The following is an 18,555-nucleotide window of genomic DNA, read 5'->3' as shown; positions in this document are numbered from 1 at the left end:
CCAAGATCAGTATCCCGATAAGCCTCCAATGTCTTCTCATGGGAACCCTTCCTTGCGGTCGAATGGCTGTCAGTTGGAACAGGCCGTCGAGGCTCGTCCGACCGGCGCCGCCTCATCCCCCAAATCCTTAAATACATCCGCTCCCGGAAGCATCGCCTCCGGCCCCTGGGCATTGAGCCAGTACCTGGGTTCGTCTCTAAATCTCTCGGCCATCTGGGGCCGGTATCCCATCTTCCTGATCTCTTTCTGCCGCTGGACGGCCCCGTCTTTCTGGCTGAACACGCCCAGCGAGATGGCGTTACGGTTGGCCTCGTCCGCGACCACGTAGATGTCCTTCACGCCGCGCTTGCGCAAGAGGTTCGCCGCCGCGTCCGCCTCGCGGCGGGAGCCGAAGGGCGGCAGGTACACCCAGTAGCCGAGCTTGGCCTTGCCGGGCACGAGGTGCTGGGCACCGGTGAGGCCCGCGGCCTTGAGGCGCGCGAGGGCCTGGCTTGCGGCGTCGGCGCTGGGGAAGGGGCCGTAGCTCGCGCAGGTCTGCCCCGCGGCGGACGGCGCCACAGTGGCCGGTGCCGGCGCGGCGGTGGCGAGCATGGGTGCCGTGGCGGCGGCGGGCGCCTGGGCAGCGAGCGCTTTCTTCTCGGCGGGCGTGAGCTCGCTCATGAGCTGCAGCGGTTTCGCCGTGAGCGCCGGGGCCGGCGCGGGGGCCTTCTCGCCGGGCTGCAGGTACCAGCGATACCAAGCGAACAACCCCAGGTTCGCCAGCAGGAGCACGAGGAAGATCGCGCGTTTCACGCGCGCTCCGAGGCGGCGGCGGCGAGCCCCATGAGCACGAGCTCGGGGCAGAGGGTGAACCTGCCCGGAAGCAGCGCGTCCAGCCGCCTGGCATCGCCGCCCGTGAGCACGAACCTGGTGCTGTTGCCGAGCTGCTTGGTGACGAGGCCGTGCACGCGCTCCAGGAGACCCGCGGCGGTGTGCCAGCCGCCGCTCCAGATGGCGGAGCGGGTGTCCTTGCAGAGCAGCGCGAGCTCGCCTTCGCCCAGGTCCTGCAGGCCGGCGGTGGCGTCCGCGAGCGAGCGGCGCATGGTCTGGGGGCCGGGGGCGATGAGCCCGCCCAGGTGCCGGCCGCCACCGTTCACCGCATCCACGGTGATGGCGGTGCCGGCGTCGATGACGCAGACGGGTCCGCCGAACTTGCGGAACCCGCCGATGACGGCGGCCCAGCGGTCCGCGCCCAGGCGCACCGGATCCAGGTAGCCGTTGGTGACGCCGCAGCGCTCGGCGGAGGAGATGAAGAACTCGGGGTTGGCGCCGAGCCGCTCCTGGCAGAACTCGCTCAAGTACCGGGCCACCAGGGGACCTGCCACGTTGCAGACCACTACGCGCTTGGGCTGGGGACCCTCGAACGCGGCCTGGAGCGCGGGTTTCAGCTGCTCGTCCGCGTGGACGCGCGCGTCCATGCGGCCGAGCTCGCCGGCCGAGAGGCGCGCCCACTTCACGCGGGTGTTGCCGATGTCGAGCAACAGCACCATCAGGTGATCCTCAAGGAGAGGTCGCCGGAGACGAAGCGCTTGACGCCCGCCGGCGTGCGCAGCAGCAGCGCGCCCTGCTCGTCCACCCCGGCGGCGACGCCGGTGACGGTGTGCTCGTGGGAGTGCAGCGCCACGGCGCGGCCGGCCACGAGGTCCAGGCGCTGCCAGTCGGCGCTGAAGGCGGCGAACCCTAAGGTCTCGAACTCCCCGAGGGCCGTGAACAGCGACTCGATCAGCCCGGCGGCGAGGGCGTTGCGCTCCGGCGCGTTGCCGTCGGTGAGGGTGGCGAGGTCCATCCAGGGCTGGTCTATCTGCTCCGCCGGCTGGGACGGCATGCGCACGTTGAGCCCCAGGCCGATGACGGCGCGGGTGGCGCCGGGCGGCTCGCCCTGGATGTCGATGAGCACGCCGCCGAGCTTGCGGCCGGCAGCAATCAGATCGTTGGGCCACTTGATGCGCACGTCCGGCACGCCCAGGACCTCCAGCGCCCGCACCGCGGCGATGGCGGTGACCATGCCCAGGGCCGTGAACCCGGGCGGCCACTCGTCGAAGCGCCAAGCCAGGGACATATAGAGGTTCGCGCCGAAGGGCGAGACCCAGGCCCGGCCACGGCGGCCGCGGCCGGCGGACTGGAACTCGGCGAAACAGGCGGCGGGCTCGCCGCCCTGGGACGCGAGCCAGGTGTTGGTGGAGTCCACCACGGGCAGCACGGTCAAGGCCTTGAGCCGCGCGCGGGTGGCCTGGCTCAAGTCCGCGGCGATGGCCTCCTCGCTGAGGAGCTGGAGGGGATCGGAGAGCCGATAGCCCTTGCCGGGGATGCGGAACACGGAGAGGCCGAGCTTCTCCAGGCCCTGCACCTTCTTCCACACGGCGGCGCGGGTGACGCCCAGGCTCTTGGCCAGCACTTCACCGGAGTGGAAGCGGCCGTCGGCGAGCACCTGCAGGATGGCGTGGGCGCGGTCCATGGAGCTGACTTCGGGTCAGCGCCGCTTGCGCAGCAGCATGGCGCGCTCGAAGCGGTTCTCGTTGCCCGCCATGAGCCGCTGCAGGTTGCTGCGGTGGGTGTAGACGATGAAGAGCGCCATGACGAGGGCGAAGGTGAACAGCGGCGAGGCGGCGCCGTCGCGCCAGAGCGCGAACACCGCCACGGTGCAGGCGGAGAGCACGGTGGAGAGGCCCACGTAGCCCGAGAGGGTGAGCACGAGCACGAACACGGCGAGCCCCGGCAGCAGCGCCACCGGTGCCAACACGGCCACGACGCCGACATAGGTGGCGGCGCCCTTGCCGCCCCGGAACCCGTAGAACACCGGGAACACGTGGCCGACGATGGCGAACATGCCGCAGAGCGCGGCGGTCCAGGGGCCCGTGAGCACTTCCCCGCCGGGCACGGGCAGCGGGATGGCTGGCACGAGCCAGGCGGCGGCCACACCCTTGCCGATGTCGATGAGCATGACCCAGAGGGCGAAGATCTTGCCCTGGGTGCGCAGGGCGTTGGTGCCGCCGGCGTTGCCGGAGCCCTGGGTGCGGATATCCACCCCGCCGTAGACCCGGCCCACGAGCATGCTGCCCAGGAGGGAACCCAATAGATAGGCCAGGAGGCAGCGCAGGCCAAGGGCGATCATGGGGGTGCATCCGGCGGGGCGAAGTGTCCATTCTAGCGGGGGTTTACAGGCGGCCCAAGCAGGACGGGGGCTTGGTCCTGCCAAGGCGGGTACTTTGCAAATGAATGTTTATTATGTTATATTACATAATAAGAGTTGCATCCGAAGCTTAGGGGTTTCGAGTACTCAGGGGATGGAAATGGACCAAGACCTCATGAAGGACATCTTCATGGATCTGCGGCGCATCATGCGCGCCATGGACGTCTACAGCCGGCAGCTTTCCGGCAGCCATGGCCTCACGGGTCCGCAGATGTTGTGCCTCCGGGAGATCGCGGGGCGCGGCTCGCTCACCACCGGCGCGCTGGCGAAGGGCATCGCCCTCAGCCCCGCCACCCTCACGGGGATCCTGGACCGGCTGGAGGTGCGGGGCCTCGTGAGTCGCGAGCGGCGGCCCGAGGACAAGCGCCGGGTGCTGGTCTCGCTCACGCCGCTCGGCAAGCAGATGTCCCTGGAACTGCCCTCCCCCCTGCAGATGCGCTTCAGCGCGCGGCTCTCGGAGCTGCCGCCGGACGAGCAGGTGGCGATCCGCCTCGCGCTCGGCAGCGTGGCGCGGATGATGGCCGAGCTAGACGGCGAACTCCCCAAAAACGGAAACGGCAACGGGAAGCGCTGAGCTTCGAGTAAGCTATGCCGCAGCTTTCAGGGGCTGGGGTGACAAGATGAGACTTTCCCGCAGGCGCGCGCCATGAGTGCGCGTGCTCCCGTCATCGTGAATCCCGAAGCAGGCCGCGGCCTGGGCCGCGAGATGGGCCCGGCCATCGGCGCCTACCTGCAGGAACTCAGCCTCCCTACCCGCATCCTCAACAGCACCGGCCCCGGCGACGTGCAGGCCAAGGTGCAGGCCGCGCTCGCAGAGAAGCCGCCGGTGGTGGTGGTGGCCGGCGGCGACGGCACGGTGCACGAGGCGGTGAACGGCTGGATGAAGGGCGGCGGCGGCGCGCCGCTGGCGGTGGTGCCGGTGGGCACCGGCAACGACTTCGTGAAGATGCTGGACGCGAGCCATGACTGGCGCGAGGCCTGCTGGCGCGCGGTGCGCCGCCAGACCCGCCGCGTGGACGTGGGCCGCTGCAACGACTTCTACTTCGCGAACGGCCTCGGCATCGGCTTCGACGCCCAGGTGGCGCTGGAGGCCAACCGCATCCGCTGGCTGCGCGGCAACGCGGTGTACGGCATCGCGCTGGCCAAGATCCTGCTCTTGATGCACTCCACCCCCACGGTGCGGGTGCGCCACGACGGCGAGAGGCTGGAGACGCCCATCACCCTGCTCACCATCAACAACGGCAAGGTGGAAGGCGGCGCGTTCGTGATGGCGCCGGACGCCGAGATCGACGACGGGCTGTTCGACGTGGTGGTGGCCAAGGGCATGGGGCGCCTCGGCGTCCTGCAGCTCCTGCCCCAGGTGCTGAAGGGCGAGCACATGAGCCACCCGAAGGTGGTGAAGTTCCGGACCGGGCGGCTGTCAGTAGAGGCGGACGTGCCGCTGCCGATACACGCGGATGGGGAACTCACCTATACCGGCGCGAAGAAACTGGATATAGAGGTTTTACCCCGGGCCCTCGAGGTCGTCTGCTGATTACCCGGAAGCTACTGCGCTCTGCCTTTGCTCGTAACGCTTCCGGCTGACGTCCCCCAAGATCAAGATTTCAGGCGGTTCTTTTCCGCATGGGCGATCGCCTCAGGGAGCCCATATAGATGGCTACCAAGGTGATGGCCGCGCCGGCCAGCTCCGGCGGGCTGAAATGCCGGCCGAAGAAGGCGCTGTCCCAGACGAAGGCGCAGGCGGGCTGCAACAGCAGCACCAGCCCCACCTGGGATGCCTGCACCTTGTGCATGCTGTGGGAGATCAGCACCCACCCCAGCACCTGGGGCACCAGCCCATAGAGCAGCAGCCAGCCCGCGTCCGCCCAGGTGGGGATGGCGAAGGACTCCCCTTCCACCAGCAGCGACACCGCCAGCATCGCGGCCGACGCGAACGAGGTGATGGTGATGGCGCTGTAGGACGAGCCGCCGGTGGCATTGCGGGTGCTGCGCAGGGCCAGGAGGTAGCCGGCATAGGCCACCGCGGAGATGAGCGCCAGGACGATGCCCCAGTGGTAGAGCGGCGAGAGATGGCTCCAGTCCGCCCCCACCAGCAGCACCAGGCCGAACATGGCCATGACGATGGCGAGCCACTGGAACAGGCTCAGGCGCTCGTTCAGGAACAGCACGCCCACTGCGGCCATGACGAACACCTGGAAGTTGGCGAGCAGCGTGGCGACCCCGGGGCCCACGTAGAGGATGCTGCGGTGCCAGAAGAAGAGGTCCAGGGCGAAGAAGAATCCGGCGAGCAGGAGCTTGATCCAGCTCGCGCCATTCAGCCGGGGATGCTCGCGCCGCCAGAGCACCACGGCGAGCAGGATCACGCCGCCGAAGAAGACCCGGTAGAAACCGCTCACGGTCGGGGGCACGTGGACGAGCTTCACGAACACCGCCGAGAAGCTAATAAGCACGGCGCCGATCACTAATTGCCACATCGGTTATGAGCCTCGATTAGTTTGATGCTCGCTACGCATCCAGCTTCGCTCGCGGTCCAGGACGCACATCCCTGTCCGCCCGCGCGGAATATATGCCGCGCCCGGTTGCTCGGGCAGCTTCGCCTTGCCCGCGACCAAAATCTCTGGCTTCTGGAGGCGCCCAGATGAGACTTAAACTTCGGCCCAAAGGCGCATGAGATTGGCGCGCAGCTTGCTGATCTTCATGGCCTCGGCGGAACCGGGCGCCACGCCCCGCGCCCAGCGGGCGACTTGCATGAGCTCGTACAGCATCTCGCGGCGCGGCTCGTCGCGCACGAAGCTCTGGGCCCAGGTGACCCCGCACACGCGGCTGCCGCGGGTGACCTTCTGCACCTTGTGGATGCTGGTGGAGCTGTAGACCACCGCGCTGCCGGCGGCGAGCTTCACGGACTGGGCCTCGCCGTCGCTGTTGATGACGAGCTCGCCGCCGTCGTAGTCGGCGGGGTCGGTGAGGAACACGGTGATGGAGACGTCGGCCCTGAGCGGGTCGCCGCCACCCATGACGGCGTTGTCCACGTGGCCGCCGTAGTCCATGCCGGTGTCGTAGCGGTTGAACATGGGCGGCAGCAGGCGGCGCGGCAGCACCCACTGGTTGAACAGCTCGTTCCGGACGAGGGCGGCGGCCAGGAGCTGCTGCGGCTCCAGCAGCGCCTTGTCCTGGGCCGCGCTCTGCAGGTTGTGCTTGACGTCGCGCACGGCGACGCCGGCGGTGGTGCGGCCGTCCTCGAACTTGACCCCGGCGAGCTGCGTGCGCAGCTGGACCAACTCGGCGGCGCTGAGCAGGCCTTCGATCTTGAGCAGCATGATGGGAAACCTTGGTGTGACCCCGGCCCATGAGACCCGCTCGGGGCGGGGGGTGTCAACAATAATATGCACAAATCAGTGAATATGCAGTCATGTTACAATGGCCGCCCTGCTTAGCGCATTCCCCGGTTACTCCCTTGGCTTCCAAGAAAATCCGCATCACCAACGTCCACCTCGACCTCGGCGCCGGGCGGCGCGGGACCGACATGGGCTCCTCCGCCATGCATGTCGCCGGCGTGGTGCCGGCGCTCAAGAAGATCGGCCACGAGGTGGTCGGCATGCATAACATCGGCCAGATCTCCATGGAGGCGGCCGAGCTCGGCGAGAAGAACGCACGCTACCTCGGCGTGATCAGCGAGGTCTGCCGCGACCTGGCCGGCACGGTGGAAGCCACCATGGACAAGGACGAGTTCCCGCTGGTGCTGGGGGGCGACCATTCCCAGGCCATCGGCACCATCTCGGGCATGGCCAAGCACCTGCGCCGCAAGAACCTGGACCTCGGCGTGTTCTGGTGCGACGCCCACACGGACATGAACACCCCCGACAGCAGCCCCTCCGGCAACATCCACGGCATGCCGCTCTCGGTGCTGCTGGGCAACGGCCCGAAGGAGCTGACCGGCATCGCCGGCCGCGCCCCGGCGCTCAAGCCCGAGAACGTGGTGATCTTCGGCGTGCGCCAGGTGGACGCCAAGGAAGCCAAGATCGTGAAGGAACTTGGCGTGCGCGTGTTCACCATGAGCGAGATCGACGCGCGCGGCGCCCCGGCCTGCCTGGAGGAAGCCATGGAGATCCTGGGCAAGGCCTCCGGCGGCATCCACCTCTCTTTCGACCTGGACGGCTGCGACCCCACCGTGGCCCCGGGCGTGGGCACGCCGGTGCCGGGCGGCCTCAACTTCCGCGAGTCGCACCTGGTGTGCGAGGTGCTGGCCCGGAGCAACAAGCTCGTCGGCATGGAAGTCGTCGAACTCAATCCCACCATGGATACCGAGAACAAGACAGGTAAATTTGCAGTGTGGCTGATCCAGTCAGCCCTGGGCAGGACGATTCTCTAAGGGAGAGTTCAGTGGGCAAGCGCGTCGATGAGTTCAACGCCTTCAGGGCCAAGATGAATGAGAGAATCTTGGCTGAAGACAATCGCGTGATCAAGCGCGTGTTCTCGGTGGACAGCCTCACCTACACGGACGGCGCGCTGCCGGCGAAGACCAAGGAGCTGCTGGGGCTCTCCACCTCGATGGTGCTGCGCTGCGACGACTGCGTGAGCTACCACATCGGGCAGTGCATCGAGTCGGGCTGCAGCAAGGAAGAGATCGTGGAGGCGATGAGCGTGGCGCTGGTGGTGGGCGGGACGATCGTCATCCCTCATATGAGACGCGCAATCGCTTTCATGGATGAGCTTCTGGAAGACCAAGCCCGCTGACACGTTCGCCGGATATCTCCGGCGTTCCCGCCAGAAACCATCTTCGTCCATCTCCCGCGAACCGCAGGTTTCTTTTCCTTCCCGTCTTACGGAATTCCCTTCTCCTTCGTCCGGTCGTAATCAGTGACACCGGGGTGGGCCGGCGTCACGACGCAACCACTCAACGACCTGGAGGAACGAAAGATGCAACTACGACAGTTAGCTCCCACCCTGTTCACCCTGCTGGCTCCCGCCCTGGCGATGGCGGCCGGACCGGAGCCGGCGGGCCATATCCCGCTCAAGCCCTACTTCGCCTACTTCTTCACGGCCAATGCCACGGTAGGCGGACAGACGGGCACGTTCATGTTCGACACCGGCGAAGGCGTGACGATCATGACCCCGGCCTTCGCGCAGAAGGTGGGCTGCAAGCCCTGGGGCCAGGCCACCGGCTTCCGCCTGGACGGCCAGCGGCTCGACGGGCCGCACTGCGATGGCCTCATGGTCGAGATGCCGGGAGTGAAGGCCCAGGCTCCTATCATCGGCGTGTTCGATGTCGCGGGCTTCATGGGTCCGGATGCGCCGCCCATCGATGGCATCGTGGGCCTGGACGTCTTCGCGGGCCACGCCATCACGCTGGTGCCGGGCAAGGAGATCATCGTCGAGACGCCGGCAAGCCTGGCGGCGCGCAAGGCTCACGCGAAAGAGCTGCCGGTGCGGGGGCGCTGACGCTGGACGGTGCGGTGCAGACGCCCGACGGCCTCGCCTGGATGGAGTTGGATACCGGGGGCTACCTGGCGATGGTAGTGGGCAACCACATCGCGCCGCTGGTGGGAATGAAGCCGGACGTTAAAGCGACCTTCGACGGCAGCCTGACGCTGGCGAATGGCATCCCGGTGAGCGGGACGGCCCAGACCGGCAACCTCATCATGGACGGCAACATCGGCTACGGGTTCCTGCAGCACTGGATCATGACCATGGACCTTGAACATGGGCGGGTGTGGCTCGCGCCGTTGCCGGAGGCGAAGGATCCGCACGCACAGGCCCATTGAGGGGCAAAAAAAGATGGGGCCGTACAGGCCCCATCACTTCATCCGCAGACGGGCCAAGCCCTACTTCTTCTTGTCCTCATCCTCGTCATCCTTGCCGGCCGCGTCCGGAGCCACCAGCTTCTTCACGATGCGCTCGAACCGGCCCTGGCCCTCGGGCTGGTTGCCGAAGCGCTCCATGCGGCCGGCCTGCATGGACGCGGACAAGGCCGCGATGCGGTCCGCCGGCGAGGGGTGGGTGGCCATCAGGAGCTGCATGCTGCTGCTCTTGGGGTCCACGCTCTCCAGGGTCTGGAGCACCGAGAGCAGGCCGTAGGGGTCGTAGCCCGCGCGCGCCGCCAGCACCACGCCGAAGCGGTCCGCGTCGAACTCGTCGTCCTTGTCCAGGCCCTTGGAGTACAGCGTGCGGCTGGCGCCCGCCACCTTGTCCAGCACCTTGGTGTCGTGGCCTTGCTGCTGCATCTCGTAGCTCGCGGCCTGGCCGAGCAGGTCGAGGCGCGCGGCGCGCATGAGCTCGTTCAGGTGGTGCTTGAGCACCACGTGGCTGATCTCGTGGCCCAGCACGCCGGCCAGCTCCGCCTCGTTATGCATGCGCAGCAGCAGGCCGCGGGTGATGAACACGTAGCCGCCGGGGGCGGCGAAGGCGTCGATGTCGTCCGAGTCCAGCACCGCGAAGCGCCAGGGCAGGTCCGGCCGGTCGCTGTGCATGGCGACCCACAGGCCGATGCGGTTCACATACTGCTGCACCTCCGCCTCGTGGATGGGCTTGGTGGCGCCGAGCAGGGTGGCGGCCGCGTCGCGGCCGATCTCCGCCTCCTGGTCCTGGTCCGCGGGCTTCACCGCCTGCTTGACGGTGTTGAAGAGGTTGCCGAGGTCCACGCTCGACGCGGCGAGCGGCAGGCCGGCCAAGGCGAAGCCGGCGGCGAGGGCGAGCGCGCGGGCCTTCACGGCTTCACCTTCGGGATGTAGGCGATCTCGGGCTTGGCGGTGAGCGGCAGGCGCTCGGCATAGGCCTGGGCCTGGCCCGGCTTCATCTGCCACTGGTCCAGCTCCGCCACGGCCTTGGGATCGGGCTTGGCGTTCTGGATGTCGCCGGTGTTGAGGCCGCGCACGCCGGTGGTGGCGGTGCTGCCGCTGGCGCCGGAGCGGCCGCTCTGGAACAGGCTGAACCAGCTGGTGCCCCAGCCGCTGCCGGTGCTGGTGCTGTTGAGGCGGATGCTGGTCATGGGCAGCCAGCCGTCCTTCCCCGAATCCAGGCGCACGTGGTACCAGCCGCCCTGGCGCTCGATGATGGTGACCTGGGCGGCGTTCGGCACCGGCGCGACCACGCTCGCGTCCGAGTACGGGCCGGAGGTGAGGTTGCCGGCGACGACGGTCTGGGCGGTGGAGGTGGAGGCGGCGTGCACCGCGCCCAGCACCAGCAACAGGACCGCGATTCCTATGGACCAGCGTCTCATGTTTTCTCCCGGGGTTCGTACAGCACCACCGGCTGTTCCCTGCCCTTCACTTTATAAGTACCCCGCTCGGTGAAGTCAAAGGCGTCCCCGCAGCGCTCGCGGGTGGCGGCGGAGACCAGCACCCGGGCCACGCCCTTGGTCTGGCCCTCGATGCGGCTGGCCAGGTTCACGCTGTCGCCGATGGCGGTGTAGTCGAGCTTGTTCTCGGAGCCCATGAAGCCCACCACCGCCTGGCCGGTGTGGATGCCGATGCCGATGTCGAACACCTCGGCGAGGTCGCCCAGGTCCTTGCGGAACTCCAGCAGCACCGCGCTCATCTCGAGGGCCGCGGCCACCGCGTGCCTGGCTTGGTCCTTGTCCTCCAGCGGCGCGCCCCAGAACGCCATGATGGCGTCGCCGATGAACTTGTCCACGGTGCCGCCGTGACGGAACACCACCTCTACCTGCTTGGAGAAGTAGCGGTTGAGGATCGCCACCACCTGCTCCGGCGTGCGGGACTCGGAGAGGGTGGTGAAGCCGCGGATGTCCGAGAACAGCAGCGTGACCTCGCGGCTCTTGGCGCCCTCGCTCAGGAGGTCGCGCCGGTGCTTGACGAGATCGTCCACCACCCGCGGGTCCAGGAAGCGGCCGAACAGGCCGATGGCGTGCTGGCGCTCGCGCCGCTCCCGCAGGTATTCGGCGAGGGCCATGGCGAAGAAGAACAGCCAGCCGAACAATAGCGGCTGGGCCACCGGCAGCAGCCAGCGGGAACCGAGCAGGAGGTAGCCCAGGAACACCACGAGGAAGGACACAGCCAGCAGCGCGAGACCGGTGCGGAACGGGCCCTGGCCCCGGGCGAAGAGGAACGCGAGGCCGAGCAGCAGGGCGAGGGACAGGAACGCGCCGGTCCAGGGCGGCGTGCGCCGCATCCAATCGCCGTCCTTGAGGTTCGCGATGGCGGTGGCGAGGGTGTCCACGCCGGGATAGTTCGCCGCCAGCGGCGAGGGATGGGAGTCACCCAGGCCCGCGGCGGTGCTGCCGATCACCACGATCTTGTCCTTGAACTCGCCCGCCGGACGCGCGGACTTTTGCTTCTGCATGTCCGCGTAGAGCTCATAGAACGGCACGTGGGGCACGCCGCTGCGCCAGTTGATGACGAAGGCGTCCGACTCCGGCAGCGGGTAGCCCGCCGACTGGGCCACGCGCGCGGGCAGCGAGGGCATCAGCCAGCCGTAGGCGTCGTAGAAGGTGTAGTAGCGGCGGCCGACCTTGTCGGAATCCTGCAGGAAGTTCACCACGCCCACGCGTCCCGTCAGCGCGAGCTGCGGCAGCGGGAACAGCATGGCGGCATGGGCCTCCGGGTCCGCGCCGGGCCCCGGCTCGATGCCGAAGGGCGGCGGCAGGTCCTTGAGCGGTGCGCCCTTGCTGTCGTCCGCGTTCTCGAGGCGCACCGAGGGGAAGAACACCTTGTCGCTGGGCGCGGCGACCTCGATGAGGTACTTGTCGTTCTCAGGCCTGACGTTGTCCGGGTCCACGAAGTAGATGTCGAACACCACGGCCTTGGGGTCCTGCTTGAGCAGGCCCTGCAGGAGCTGGGCGTAGAGGGAACGGGGCCAGGGCCAGCCGGCGCCGAGCTGCTGCTGCGCCGCTACCAGGCTCGCCTCGTCCACGTCCACCACCACCACGTCCGGGTCCGGCGCGCGGCCGGCGGAGTGGGCGCGGACCATGAGGTCCTGCAGCGGATGCTCCAGGGAATCGAAGCCGGCGAACACGAAGAAGTCCGCGACGACGAGGACGACGAAGAGGCCGAGCAGCCAGGTGCGCCCGCGCAGCATGCCTTTAACCATGGAACACCCCTGCTCCCGTATCTATATAGAGCTTACCAGCGATGGAAGGCGGGGTGACCCTCTTTCACGGCCACGAAGGTGCCGCGGCAGGTGTCGCAGAGCTTGCCGCCGGCCCAAAGCTCCCCATCGATCACGGCCCGGTCTTCGGTGGAGGACACCACGCGGGCCTTGAGGGTGATGGGCCCGTCGGTGGGCGTGGGACGCTTGAGGGTGATGGCGTACTCTGCGGTGACGGTGCAGGGCGGCGTGGCGGCGCCGGATTTCTGCATGAGGTGCCAGGCGGCGGTCCAGTTGCAGTGACAGTCCAGCAGCGAGCCGATGATGCCTCCGTTCAGGATGCCGGGGAAGGCCTCGTACTTTGGCTGGGCGCGCCATTCGGCCACCACCTCGCCGTCCTTCGGGAAGCTGCGCACGTGCAGGCCCTCGGCGTTGGCCGGGCCGCAGCCGAAGCAGGCGTTGTGGGGGGCGTAGGTCTCTTGCAGGCACTTCTCCATCTGCGATTCCTCAATTCCGGGGTAAATGTATTTCCGCGAGCATGCACCGGACAGAACCGCCGGCGCAATCCTCGATGGTATCTATAGGTGACGAGACGATGCGCGCGTGCTTCTCCAGCGCCGCGCGCTGGGCTGGATTCAGGGCGCGCTCGGCGCGGGCTGACATGGCGAGCAGCGTCTCGCCGCCGCGGCCCTTGAGCTCCAGCATGTTCCCGGCGAAGGACTCCATCTGGTAAGGGCTGATGGCCACCACCTCGTGGCCCGTGTCCGCGAGCCGCCGCACCACCCGCTCACGCTCGGCCGTGTCGGCGATGCAGTCGAAGCAGCCCAGGGCGAAGGCGCTGCCGATGCAGAGCATGACGTTGGTGTGGTAGATGGGCTGGCCCCGGGTGTCGCGCGGGTGGAAGCTCACCACCTCGTACCCCGCGCGGGCGGCCCAGTCCTGCAGCAGCCGCGCGTCGGTGCGCGGCGAGAGGCCGGCGTAGGCCACGCGGTTCACACGGTCCAGCACCAGGCTGCCGGTGCCTTCGAGGTAGCGGCCGTCCAACTCCGAGTACGAGAGGTCGTGCACGTCCTTGAGCGCGTAGCCGCGCTCGGCGTGCAGGGTATCGAGGATGTCCCGCCGCCGCTCCCAGCGCCGGTTCAGGGCCTGCATGGGATAGAGCCAGGCGCTGCCGTCGGAGTGGAAGCTCACCCAGTTGTTGGGGAACACTGCGTCCGGCGTCACGGGCTCGGGGCTGTCATCGAACACCTCCACCACCACGCCGGCGGCGCGGAGCGCCTCCACCAGCGCGTCGAACTCCGCGGTCGCCCGGGCCTGCACGGTGGCGCCGGCCTCGGTGCTCTTCTGGAACGCGTTGGACGCCGCGGTCTCCGGGTTGGCGCCGAAGTTGGCGGGGCGGATCATGAGCACGGCGGACGCGCTCTGCTTTTCGGGAGTCGCAGCCATCGGCGGCCTTAGGAGACGGGATGCGCCGCATCTTACCCCATGGGCCGGGACCCGGCGGCGCTCCTGTCCGGCCAAGTGCTAAAGTAGCCGCCGCCCCCACGCGTTTCGGGAGTCTCCATGGCGGGTCTCGCCCTCGGCGACCGTATACCGGATTTCAGGCGGCTGGATGCTTCCGGCAAGCCGCGCATGTTCCTGGACCTGCACTACGGCCAGCCCATGGCGCTGTTCGTCTGCGGCCCTGCCGGGGACGCCGCCACCCGCGCCGACCTCGCGGCCCTCGCCCGTCCGCATCCTGCCTGGGAGAAGGCCACGCGGGTGGCCCTGGTCCTGGGCAGCCCGGCGGAGATCGCCCCGCTCGAGAAGGAGACGGAAGGCGTGCTGCTGCTCGCGGATGACGGCGTGCTGACCCAGCACCTGCTGGGCGGCGCACCCACGGGCACAACGGCGCTGGTGCTGGACGACAACCTGCGTATCCTGGAGCGGCTGGAACGCGGCGCGGATGCGCAGGAGTTCATGGCGCGGGTGGCGGACCTCTATGCCGCGCGCCCGCGGCCCGAACCCAGGACGCTGCGCCAGCAGGCGCCGGTGCTGTTCATTCCGCGGGTGCTGGATGCGGCCTCCTGCGACGCGCTCATCGCCCACTTCGAGGAGACCGGCGGCACGCCCTCCGGCACCGCCTACGTGGAGGGCAACAAGACCCTGTGGAAACCGGACCCCGGCGTGAAGATGCGCCGGGACGTGTACATCGCCGACGGGCCGTGGCTGGACAAGGTGAAGGACGCGCTGGTGCGGCGGGTGCTGCCGGAGATCCAGCGCTGCTTCAACTTCCAGGTGACGCAGCACGAGGTGTTCAAGCTCATCCGCTACGATGCGGGCGCCGGCTACTTCCACGCGCACCGGGACAACGAGTCCCGCGACACCCAGCACCGGCGCTTCGCCATGACGCTCAACCTCAACACCGGCGCCTACGACGGCGGCGAACTGCGCTTCCCGGAGTTCGGCCCGGACCTCTACGTGCCCGAGCGCGGCGGCGCGGCGATCTTCTCCTGCTCGCTGCTGCACGAGGTCACACCCGTGACCCGCGGCAGCCGCTATGGCCTGCTGGGGTTCTTCTTCGGGGAACGGGAGCGGATGGCCGAGATGCAGCACCAGGTGGCAGGCGGCTGAGATACAGTCAGGTTGGGAGATACACATGAAGCGTGTTACGGGCATCGGCGGCATCTTCTTCCACGCGAAGGACCCCAAGGCATTGCGGGCCTGGTACCAGCGGCACTTGGGGATAGACGTGCAGGAATGGGGCGGCACGGCCTTCACCTGGACCGACGACGCGGGGAACCCCACCGGGGGCATGACGGTCTGGTCCATCGGCGCGGCCGACAGCGGCCATTTCGCGCCGAGCCGTTCGACCTTCATGGTGAACTACCGCGTGGATGACCTGACCGCGCTGCTGCAGGCGCTGCGGGCCGAGGGTTGCGAGGTGCTGGAGAAGACCGACGACTCGGAGTTCGGCAAGTTCGGCTGGGTCATGGATCCCGAGGGGAACAAGGTCGAGCTCTGGCAGCCCCCGGCTGGGTGAACCGGCGGGAAGCACTGCTTCACGCCGGTGAACGCCGCACAGGATGTGCGGCAGGGAGCAATGGTTAGTACTACGACGCGCGCCAGGGATGGCAGATCATCTTAAATCTCTCCGGAGCTGCTATGGACGCTTTGAATCCCATCAATTTCACTGAGGCTCTCAAAGGCGTCACCGAGCACTGGTCGCCGCGGGTGGTGGGGCGTGTCAACGACCAGTACGTGAAGGTGGCGAAGGTGAAGGGCCAGCTGGTTTGGCACAAGCATGACCATGAGGACGAGATGTTCCTGGTGGTCTACGGTCGCCTCAAGATCCAGCTCAAGGACCGCACGGTGGAACTCGGACCCGGTGACTTCTACGTGATCCCCAAGGACACGCTGCATAACCCGGTGGCCGAGGAGGAAGTGGGGCTGGTACTCATCGAGACGGTATCCACCAAGCATACCGGCGACGTGCAGGACGCGCGCAGCAAGACCATCGAGCAGCAGCTCGCGGGCTGAAAGCCATGCAGACCTTCCGCTACGGCCCGGCCGCTTCCCAGGCCGGGGACCTGCACCTGCCTGACCGTGACGATGCGCCGGTGGTCTGCCTGTTCCATGGCGGGTTCTGGCGCATGCCCTACGCCCGCGACCAGATGACACCGCTCGCCGAGGACCTCGCGCGCCGCGGCTACGCCGCCTGGAACCTGGAGTACCGGCGCCTGGGCGAGCCCGGCGGCGGCTGGCCGGGCAGCTTCGAGGACGTGCACGCGGGCATCGAGCATCTCGCACAACTCAAGGCGGATGGCGCGGGCATCGATCTCTCGCGGGTGTTGACCGTGGGCCATTCCGCCGGCGGACACCTGGCGCTCTGGGCCGCGGGTCCGCGCCGGATCGCCGCAAGCAGCGCTCTCCCGCAGGTGCGGATCATGGTGGCCGTGGGCCAAGCGCCGGCGGCAGACTTAAGGCGCATCCACGAGCTCGGCTGCTCGAACGGCGTGGCGAGAGAACTCCTGGGCGGCATGCCCAGTGAGGTGCCGGAGCGCTATGCCCTCGCCTCGCCCCAGGAACTGCTGCCGCTGGGCGTACCGCAGCTGGTGGTGCATGGCGAAAAAGACGATGTGGTGCCGGCGGCCGTGGGCCGGGACTACGTGAAGGCGGGGGAAAGGGCCGGCGATACGGTGGAATACATCGAGCTGCCCGGCGTGAGGCATTTCGAGCATCTGGATCCGAAGGGCGAGGCCTGGGGGAAGGTGGTGGAGTGGTTGGAGAAGCTGTTAGAAGCCAGTTGAGGGCTCAGAGATTTCGGTCACGAGGGTCGTGAACTCGGGACAAATCCAGTTTCTTCTTGCCGCGACGCGCTGCTAGAGCAAGCAATGCTGCAACTGTCGCTCCAGGCCCGAGCGTGGCATGCGCTCCTGCAAACACGCCGCAAACCGTTCCGAGAGTGACAGCGCCGGCCAATACATAGAGGGTGACGGGGCCGACCACGCCTTTGTCGCCATCCCGATCCTGACCGAACAGCACGGACCCGCCCAAAGCTGCCAAGGGTATGCCGGCGGCAATCGCGCCAGGGATGAATAGACCTCCCACCAGGAAAGCAGCGACGCCGAGGCCGATCGCCAATATCAAGAAGACAATGCCGATGCCGATCCGGACCTTCGGCGGCATATCGGCGGCCATGCTGTCGGGATCGTAATGCACATGCAGCTCAGGATAAGACGAGAGATAAAGTGTACAACCTCCGATATCCGCCAGATAAAGAAACTGTATGTAGCCGCCATCCCTGGCACAGCATCTGAGTACGTAGCCACGCCGGCCTGGCCGTCCGGGCCAGGCGTTCGCAAGGCCGCCGCCCGGTGGGCGCCGGCTCTTGCTCACCCTACTTCCGCATGCGCATGCGAAAGCAAGACATCGCCAGAGAAGCAGAAAAGGAAAAGGCCCGTCAATCGTGAGATTGACGGGCCTTCGTGTATAGAGCCTGGCGATGTCCTACTTTCGCATGCGGAGACCGCAAACTAGCATCGGCGCTGAGCAGTTTCACTTCCGAGTTCGGGATGGGATCGGGTGGTTCCCACTCGCTATGGTCGCCAGGCAAACCGGTTTCACTGTCGCGCAGCACCCAAAGGCGCGCGCGGTGAGGAAAGTTGTTGTCGCTTAAGTATGTCAGTCTCTCATGGAGACCATCAAACAAAATCTTGGTCCATACAAACCACTTGAGGTTATATGGCCAAGCCGCACGGCCAATTAGTACAGGTTAGCTGAACACATTACTGTGCTTACACACCCTGCCTATCAACGTCGTAGTCTTCGACGGGCCTTTAGGGACTTCAAGAGTCCAGGGAGATCTAATCTTGGGGTGGGCTTCCCGCTTAGATGCTTTCAGCGGTTATCCCGTCCGTATATAGCTACCCGGCAGTGCCACTGGCGTGACAACCGGTACACCAGAGATACGTCCACTCCGGTCCTCTCGTACTAGGAGCAGCTCCCCTCAAATCTCCAACGCCCATGGCAGATAGGGACCGAACTGTCTCACGACGTTCTGAACCCAGCTCGCGTACCACTTTAAATGGCGAACAGCCATACCCTTGGGACCTGCTACAGCCCCAGGATGTGATGAGCCGACATCGAGGTGCCAAACTCCATCGTCGATATGGACTCTTGGATGGAATCAGCCTGTTATCCCCAGAGTACCTTTTATCCGTTGAGCGATGACCCTTCCATACAGAATCACCGGATCACTATGACCTACTTTCGTACCTGCTCGACATGTACGTCTCGCAGTCAAGCACCCTTGTGCCATTGCACGCCGTGCGCGATTTCCGACCGCGCTGAGGGTACCTTTGCACTCCTCCGTTACACTTTAGGAGGAGACCGCCCCAGTCAAACTCCCCACCATACACTGTTCCCGATCCGGATCACGGACCTAGGTTAGAACTCCGAACAGACCAGGCTGGTATTTCAACGGTGGCTCCATCCGATCTAGCGACCGGACTTCAAAGCCTCCCAGCTATCCTACACAAGTATGTTCAAAGTTCAGTGTAAAGTTAGAGTAAAGGTTCATGGGGTCTTTCCGTCTTGCCACGGGAACGCAGCATCTTCACTGCGATTTCAATTTCACTGAGTTTTGGGTGGAGACAGTGGAGCTATCGTTACGCCATTCGTGCAGGTCGGAACTTACCCGACAAGGAATTTCGCTACCTTAGGACCGTTATAGTTACGGCCGCCGTTTACTGGGGCTTCGATCAAGAGCTTCGCCTTGCGGCTGACCCCATCACTTAACCTTCCAG

At 66.8% G+C, this 18,555-nt stretch carries 22 protein-coding genes and 2 rRNA genes; 10 read left to right on the top strand and 14 right to left on the bottom strand.

The window, feature by feature from the left end; translation table 11 throughout:
- Positions 1-69 precede the first annotated feature (69 nt).
- The 4 genes from VF651_10250 to plsY are packed head-to-tail and all read right to left on the bottom strand — an operon-like array spanning position 70 to position 3,151.
- Positions 70-792, bottom strand: coding sequence for an SPOR domain-containing protein (locus tag VF651_10250; GenBank protein HEX7966088.1), 723 nt, complete (start codon positions 790-792; stop codon positions 70-72).
- Positions 789-1,529, bottom strand: a complete 741-nt coding sequence (locus VF651_10245) for a type III pantothenate kinase (GenBank protein HEX7966087.1) — start codon at positions 1,527-1,529, stop codon at positions 789-791. Before VF651_10245 ends, VF651_10250 begins: the two co-directional genes overlap by 4 nt.
- Positions 1,529-2,494, bottom strand: a complete 966-nt coding sequence (gene birA, locus VF651_10240) for a bifunctional biotin--[acetyl-CoA-carboxylase] ligase/biotin operon repressor BirA (GenBank protein ID HEX7966086.1) — start codon at positions 2,492-2,494, stop codon at positions 1,529-1,531. The genes VF651_10245 and birA overlap by 1 nt, the downstream gene beginning before the upstream one ends.
- Before the next feature lie 15 nt (positions 2,495-2,509).
- Entirely contained in the window at positions 2,510-3,151 is a 642-nt protein-coding gene (gene plsY / locus VF651_10235; GenBank protein ID HEX7966085.1) for a glycerol-3-phosphate 1-O-acyltransferase PlsY, read from the bottom strand.
- A 178-nt stretch (positions 3,152-3,329) separates the two neighbouring features.
- Between plsY and VF651_10230 the strand changes: the two genes are divergently transcribed.
- Both VF651_10230 and VF651_10225 read left to right on the top strand, forming a co-directional pair.
- On the top strand, positions 3,330-3,803 hold the full coding sequence (locus VF651_10230; GenBank protein ID HEX7966084.1) for a MarR family transcriptional regulator: 474 nt from the start codon (positions 3,330-3,332) through the stop codon (positions 3,801-3,803).
- Positions 3,804-3,875: 72 nt separating this feature from the next.
- Complete coding sequence (locus VF651_10225) at positions 3,876-4,763, top strand: diacylglycerol kinase family protein (GenBank protein HEX7966083.1); 888 nt, start codon at positions 3,876-3,878, stop codon at positions 4,761-4,763.
- 70 nt (positions 4,764-4,833) lie between these two features.
- On the opposite strand, the gene VF651_10220 is transcribed toward VF651_10225, so the two are convergent.
- Entirely contained in the window at positions 4,834-5,703 is an 870-nt protein-coding gene (locus tag VF651_10220) for a DMT family transporter (protein ID HEX7966082.1), read from the bottom strand.
- Positions 5,704-5,874: 171 nt separating this feature from the next.
- The gene (locus VF651_10215) at positions 5,875-6,546 is read right to left on the bottom strand and encodes a Fe2+-dependent dioxygenase (GenBank protein ID HEX7966081.1); all 672 of its coding nucleotides are present in this window, start codon (positions 6,544-6,546) and stop codon (positions 5,875-5,877) included.
- Positions 6,547-6,683: 137 nt separating this feature from the next.
- Here VF651_10215 and rocF point away from each other — a divergent pair, with 137 nt between their 5' ends.
- The 4 genes from rocF (at position 6,684) to VF651_10195 (ending at position 8,991) form a co-directional block, all read left to right on the top strand.
- A complete protein-coding gene (rocF, locus tag VF651_10210; GenBank protein HEX7966080.1) occupies positions 6,684-7,598 on the top strand; it encodes an arginase in 915 nt (304 codons plus the stop codon).
- Between the two features lie 53 nt (positions 7,599-7,651).
- On the top strand, positions 7,652-7,963 hold the full coding sequence (locus VF651_10205; GenBank protein ID HEX7966079.1) for a carboxymuconolactone decarboxylase family protein: 312 nt from the start codon (positions 7,652-7,654) through the stop codon (positions 7,961-7,963).
- 183 nt (positions 7,964-8,146) lie between these two features.
- Complete coding sequence (locus VF651_10200; protein HEX7966078.1) at positions 8,147-8,668, top strand: aspartyl protease family protein; 522 nt, start codon at positions 8,147-8,149, stop codon at positions 8,666-8,668.
- A gap of 14 nt (positions 8,669-8,682) precedes the next feature.
- A complete protein-coding gene (locus VF651_10195) occupies positions 8,683-8,991 on the top strand; it encodes a hypothetical protein (protein ID HEX7966077.1) in 309 nt (102 codons plus the stop codon).
- A 60-nt stretch (positions 8,992-9,051) separates the two neighbouring features.
- Here the strand turns inward: VF651_10195 and VF651_10190 are convergent, their stop codons facing one another.
- Genes VF651_10190 through VF651_10170 form a run of 5 tightly spaced genes read right to left on the bottom strand, consistent with a single transcriptional unit; the run spans position 9,052 to position 13,714 of the window.
- On the bottom strand, positions 9,052-9,936 hold the full coding sequence (locus tag VF651_10190; GenBank protein HEX7966076.1) for a M48 family metallopeptidase: 885 nt from the start codon (positions 9,934-9,936) through the stop codon (positions 9,052-9,054).
- A complete protein-coding gene (locus tag VF651_10185; GenBank protein ID HEX7966075.1) occupies positions 9,933-10,445 on the bottom strand; it encodes an SH3 domain-containing protein in 513 nt (170 codons plus the stop codon). Before VF651_10185 ends, VF651_10190 begins: the two co-directional genes overlap by 4 nt.
- Positions 10,442-12,271 (bottom strand): adenylate/guanylate cyclase domain-containing protein, encoded by a 1,830-nt coding sequence (locus tag VF651_10180; GenBank protein HEX7966074.1) that lies wholly within the window; start codon positions 12,269-12,271, stop codon positions 10,442-10,444. The genes VF651_10185 and VF651_10180 overlap by 4 nt, the downstream gene beginning before the upstream one ends.
- Before the next feature lie 32 nt (positions 12,272-12,303).
- Entirely contained in the window at positions 12,304-12,765 is a 462-nt protein-coding gene (locus VF651_10175) for a PaaI family thioesterase (GenBank protein ID HEX7966073.1), read from the bottom strand.
- A 10-nt stretch (positions 12,766-12,775) separates the two neighbouring features.
- Complete coding sequence (locus VF651_10170; protein HEX7966072.1) at positions 12,776-13,714, bottom strand: arginine deiminase-related protein; 939 nt, start codon at positions 13,712-13,714, stop codon at positions 12,776-12,778.
- A gap of 117 nt (positions 13,715-13,831) precedes the next feature.
- Between VF651_10170 and VF651_10165 the strand changes: the two genes are divergently transcribed.
- The 4 genes from VF651_10165 to VF651_10150 all read left to right on the top strand — a co-directional run bounded on the left by VF651_10165 (position 13,832) and on the right by VF651_10150 (position 16,557).
- Positions 13,832-14,881 carry a 2OG-Fe(II) oxygenase gene (locus VF651_10165; GenBank protein HEX7966071.1) on the top strand — a complete coding sequence of 350 codons (1,050 nt, stop codon included), beginning with the start codon at positions 13,832-13,834 and terminating at the stop codon, positions 14,879-14,881.
- Between the two features lie 25 nt (positions 14,882-14,906).
- The gene (locus tag VF651_10160) at positions 14,907-15,290 is read left to right on the top strand and encodes a VOC family protein (GenBank protein HEX7966070.1); all 384 of its coding nucleotides are present in this window, start codon (positions 14,907-14,909) and stop codon (positions 15,288-15,290) included.
- 122 nt (positions 15,291-15,412) lie between these two features.
- On the top strand, positions 15,413-15,787 hold the full coding sequence (locus tag VF651_10155) for a cupin domain-containing protein (protein ID HEX7966069.1): 375 nt from the start codon (positions 15,413-15,415) through the stop codon (positions 15,785-15,787).
- A gap of 5 nt (positions 15,788-15,792) precedes the next feature.
- Entirely contained in the window at positions 15,793-16,557 is a 765-nt protein-coding gene (locus VF651_10150) for an alpha/beta hydrolase (protein HEX7966068.1), read from the top strand.
- A 4-nt stretch (positions 16,558-16,561) separates the two neighbouring features.
- Here the strand turns inward: VF651_10150 and VF651_10145 are convergent, their stop codons facing one another.
- The 3 genes from VF651_10145 to VF651_10135 form a co-directional block, all read right to left on the bottom strand.
- Positions 16,562-16,948, bottom strand: coding sequence for a hypothetical protein (locus VF651_10145; protein ID HEX7966067.1), 387 nt, complete (start codon positions 16,946-16,948; stop codon positions 16,562-16,564).
- A 296-nt stretch (positions 16,949-17,244) separates the two neighbouring features.
- Positions 17,245-17,360: ribosomal RNA gene (rrf, locus tag VF651_10140) — 5S ribosomal RNA — on the bottom strand.
- Between the two features lie 131 nt (positions 17,361-17,491).
- Positions 17,492-18,555: ribosomal RNA gene (locus tag VF651_10135) — 23S ribosomal RNA — on the bottom strand; the annotation flags it as partial.

Source organism: Gammaproteobacteria bacterium (assembly GCA_036383255.1).
Classification (GTDB): Bacteria; Pseudomonadota; Gammaproteobacteria; order Natronospirales; family REEB76; genus DASUBN01.
This window is presented reverse-complemented; position numbering and strand designations above follow the sequence as displayed.

What these genes read in the sequence shown, in the direction of transcription:
- VF651_10175 (HEX7966073.1), bottom strand. Translation starts at nt 12,765, where the DNA reads ATGGAGAAGTGCCTGCAAGAGACCTACGCCCCCCACAACGCCTGCTTC.
- VF651_10180 (HEX7966074.1), bottom strand. Translation starts at nt 12,271, where the DNA reads ATGGTTAAAGGCATGCTGCGCGGGCGCACCTGGCTGCTCGGCCTCTTC.
- VF651_10225 (HEX7966083.1), top strand. Translation starts at nt 3,876, where the DNA reads ATGAGTGCGCGTGCTCCCGTCATCGTGAATCCCGAAGCAGGCCGCGGC.
- VF651_10170 (HEX7966072.1), bottom strand. Translation starts at nt 13,714, where the DNA reads ATGGCTGCGACTCCCGAAAAGCAGAGCGCGTCCGCCGTGCTCATGATC.
- VF651_10145 (HEX7966067.1), bottom strand. Translation starts at nt 16,948, where the DNA reads ATGGCCGCCGATATGCCGCCGAAGGTCCGGATCGGCATCGGCATTGTC.
- VF651_10160 (HEX7966070.1), top strand. Translation starts at nt 14,907, where the DNA reads ATGAAGCGTGTTACGGGCATCGGCGGCATCTTCTTCCACGCGAAGGAC.
- VF651_10185 (HEX7966075.1), bottom strand. Translation starts at nt 10,445, where the DNA reads ATGAGACGCTGGTCCATAGGAATCGCGGTCCTGTTGCTGGTGCTGGGC.
- plsY (HEX7966085.1), bottom strand. Translation starts at nt 3,151, where the DNA reads ATGATCGCCCTTGGCCTGCGCTGCCTCCTGGCCTATCTATTGGGTTCC.
- VF651_10245 (HEX7966087.1), bottom strand. Translation starts at nt 1,529, where the DNA reads ATGGTGCTGTTGCTCGACATCGGCAACACCCGCGTGAAGTGGGCGCGC.
- VF651_10200 (HEX7966078.1), top strand. Translation starts at nt 8,147, where the DNA reads ATGCAACTACGACAGTTAGCTCCCACCCTGTTCACCCTGCTGGCTCCC.
- VF651_10155 (HEX7966069.1), top strand. Translation starts at nt 15,413, where the DNA reads ATGGACGCTTTGAATCCCATCAATTTCACTGAGGCTCTCAAAGGCGTC.
- VF651_10150 (HEX7966068.1), top strand. Translation starts at nt 15,793, where the DNA reads ATGCAGACCTTCCGCTACGGCCCGGCCGCTTCCCAGGCCGGGGACCTG.
- VF651_10215 (HEX7966081.1), bottom strand. Translation starts at nt 6,546, where the DNA reads ATGCTGCTCAAGATCGAAGGCCTGCTCAGCGCCGCCGAGTTGGTCCAG.
- VF651_10230 (HEX7966084.1), top strand. Translation starts at nt 3,330, where the DNA reads ATGGACCAAGACCTCATGAAGGACATCTTCATGGATCTGCGGCGCATC.
- VF651_10220 (HEX7966082.1), bottom strand. Translation starts at nt 5,703, where the DNA reads ATGTGGCAATTAGTGATCGGCGCCGTGCTTATTAGCTTCTCGGCGGTG.
- VF651_10205 (HEX7966079.1), top strand. Translation starts at nt 7,652, where the DNA reads ATGAATGAGAGAATCTTGGCTGAAGACAATCGCGTGATCAAGCGCGTG.
- VF651_10165 (HEX7966071.1), top strand. Translation starts at nt 13,832, where the DNA reads ATGGCGGGTCTCGCCCTCGGCGACCGTATACCGGATTTCAGGCGGCTG.
- birA (HEX7966086.1), bottom strand. Translation starts at nt 2,494, where the DNA reads ATGGACCGCGCCCACGCCATCCTGCAGGTGCTCGCCGACGGCCGCTTC.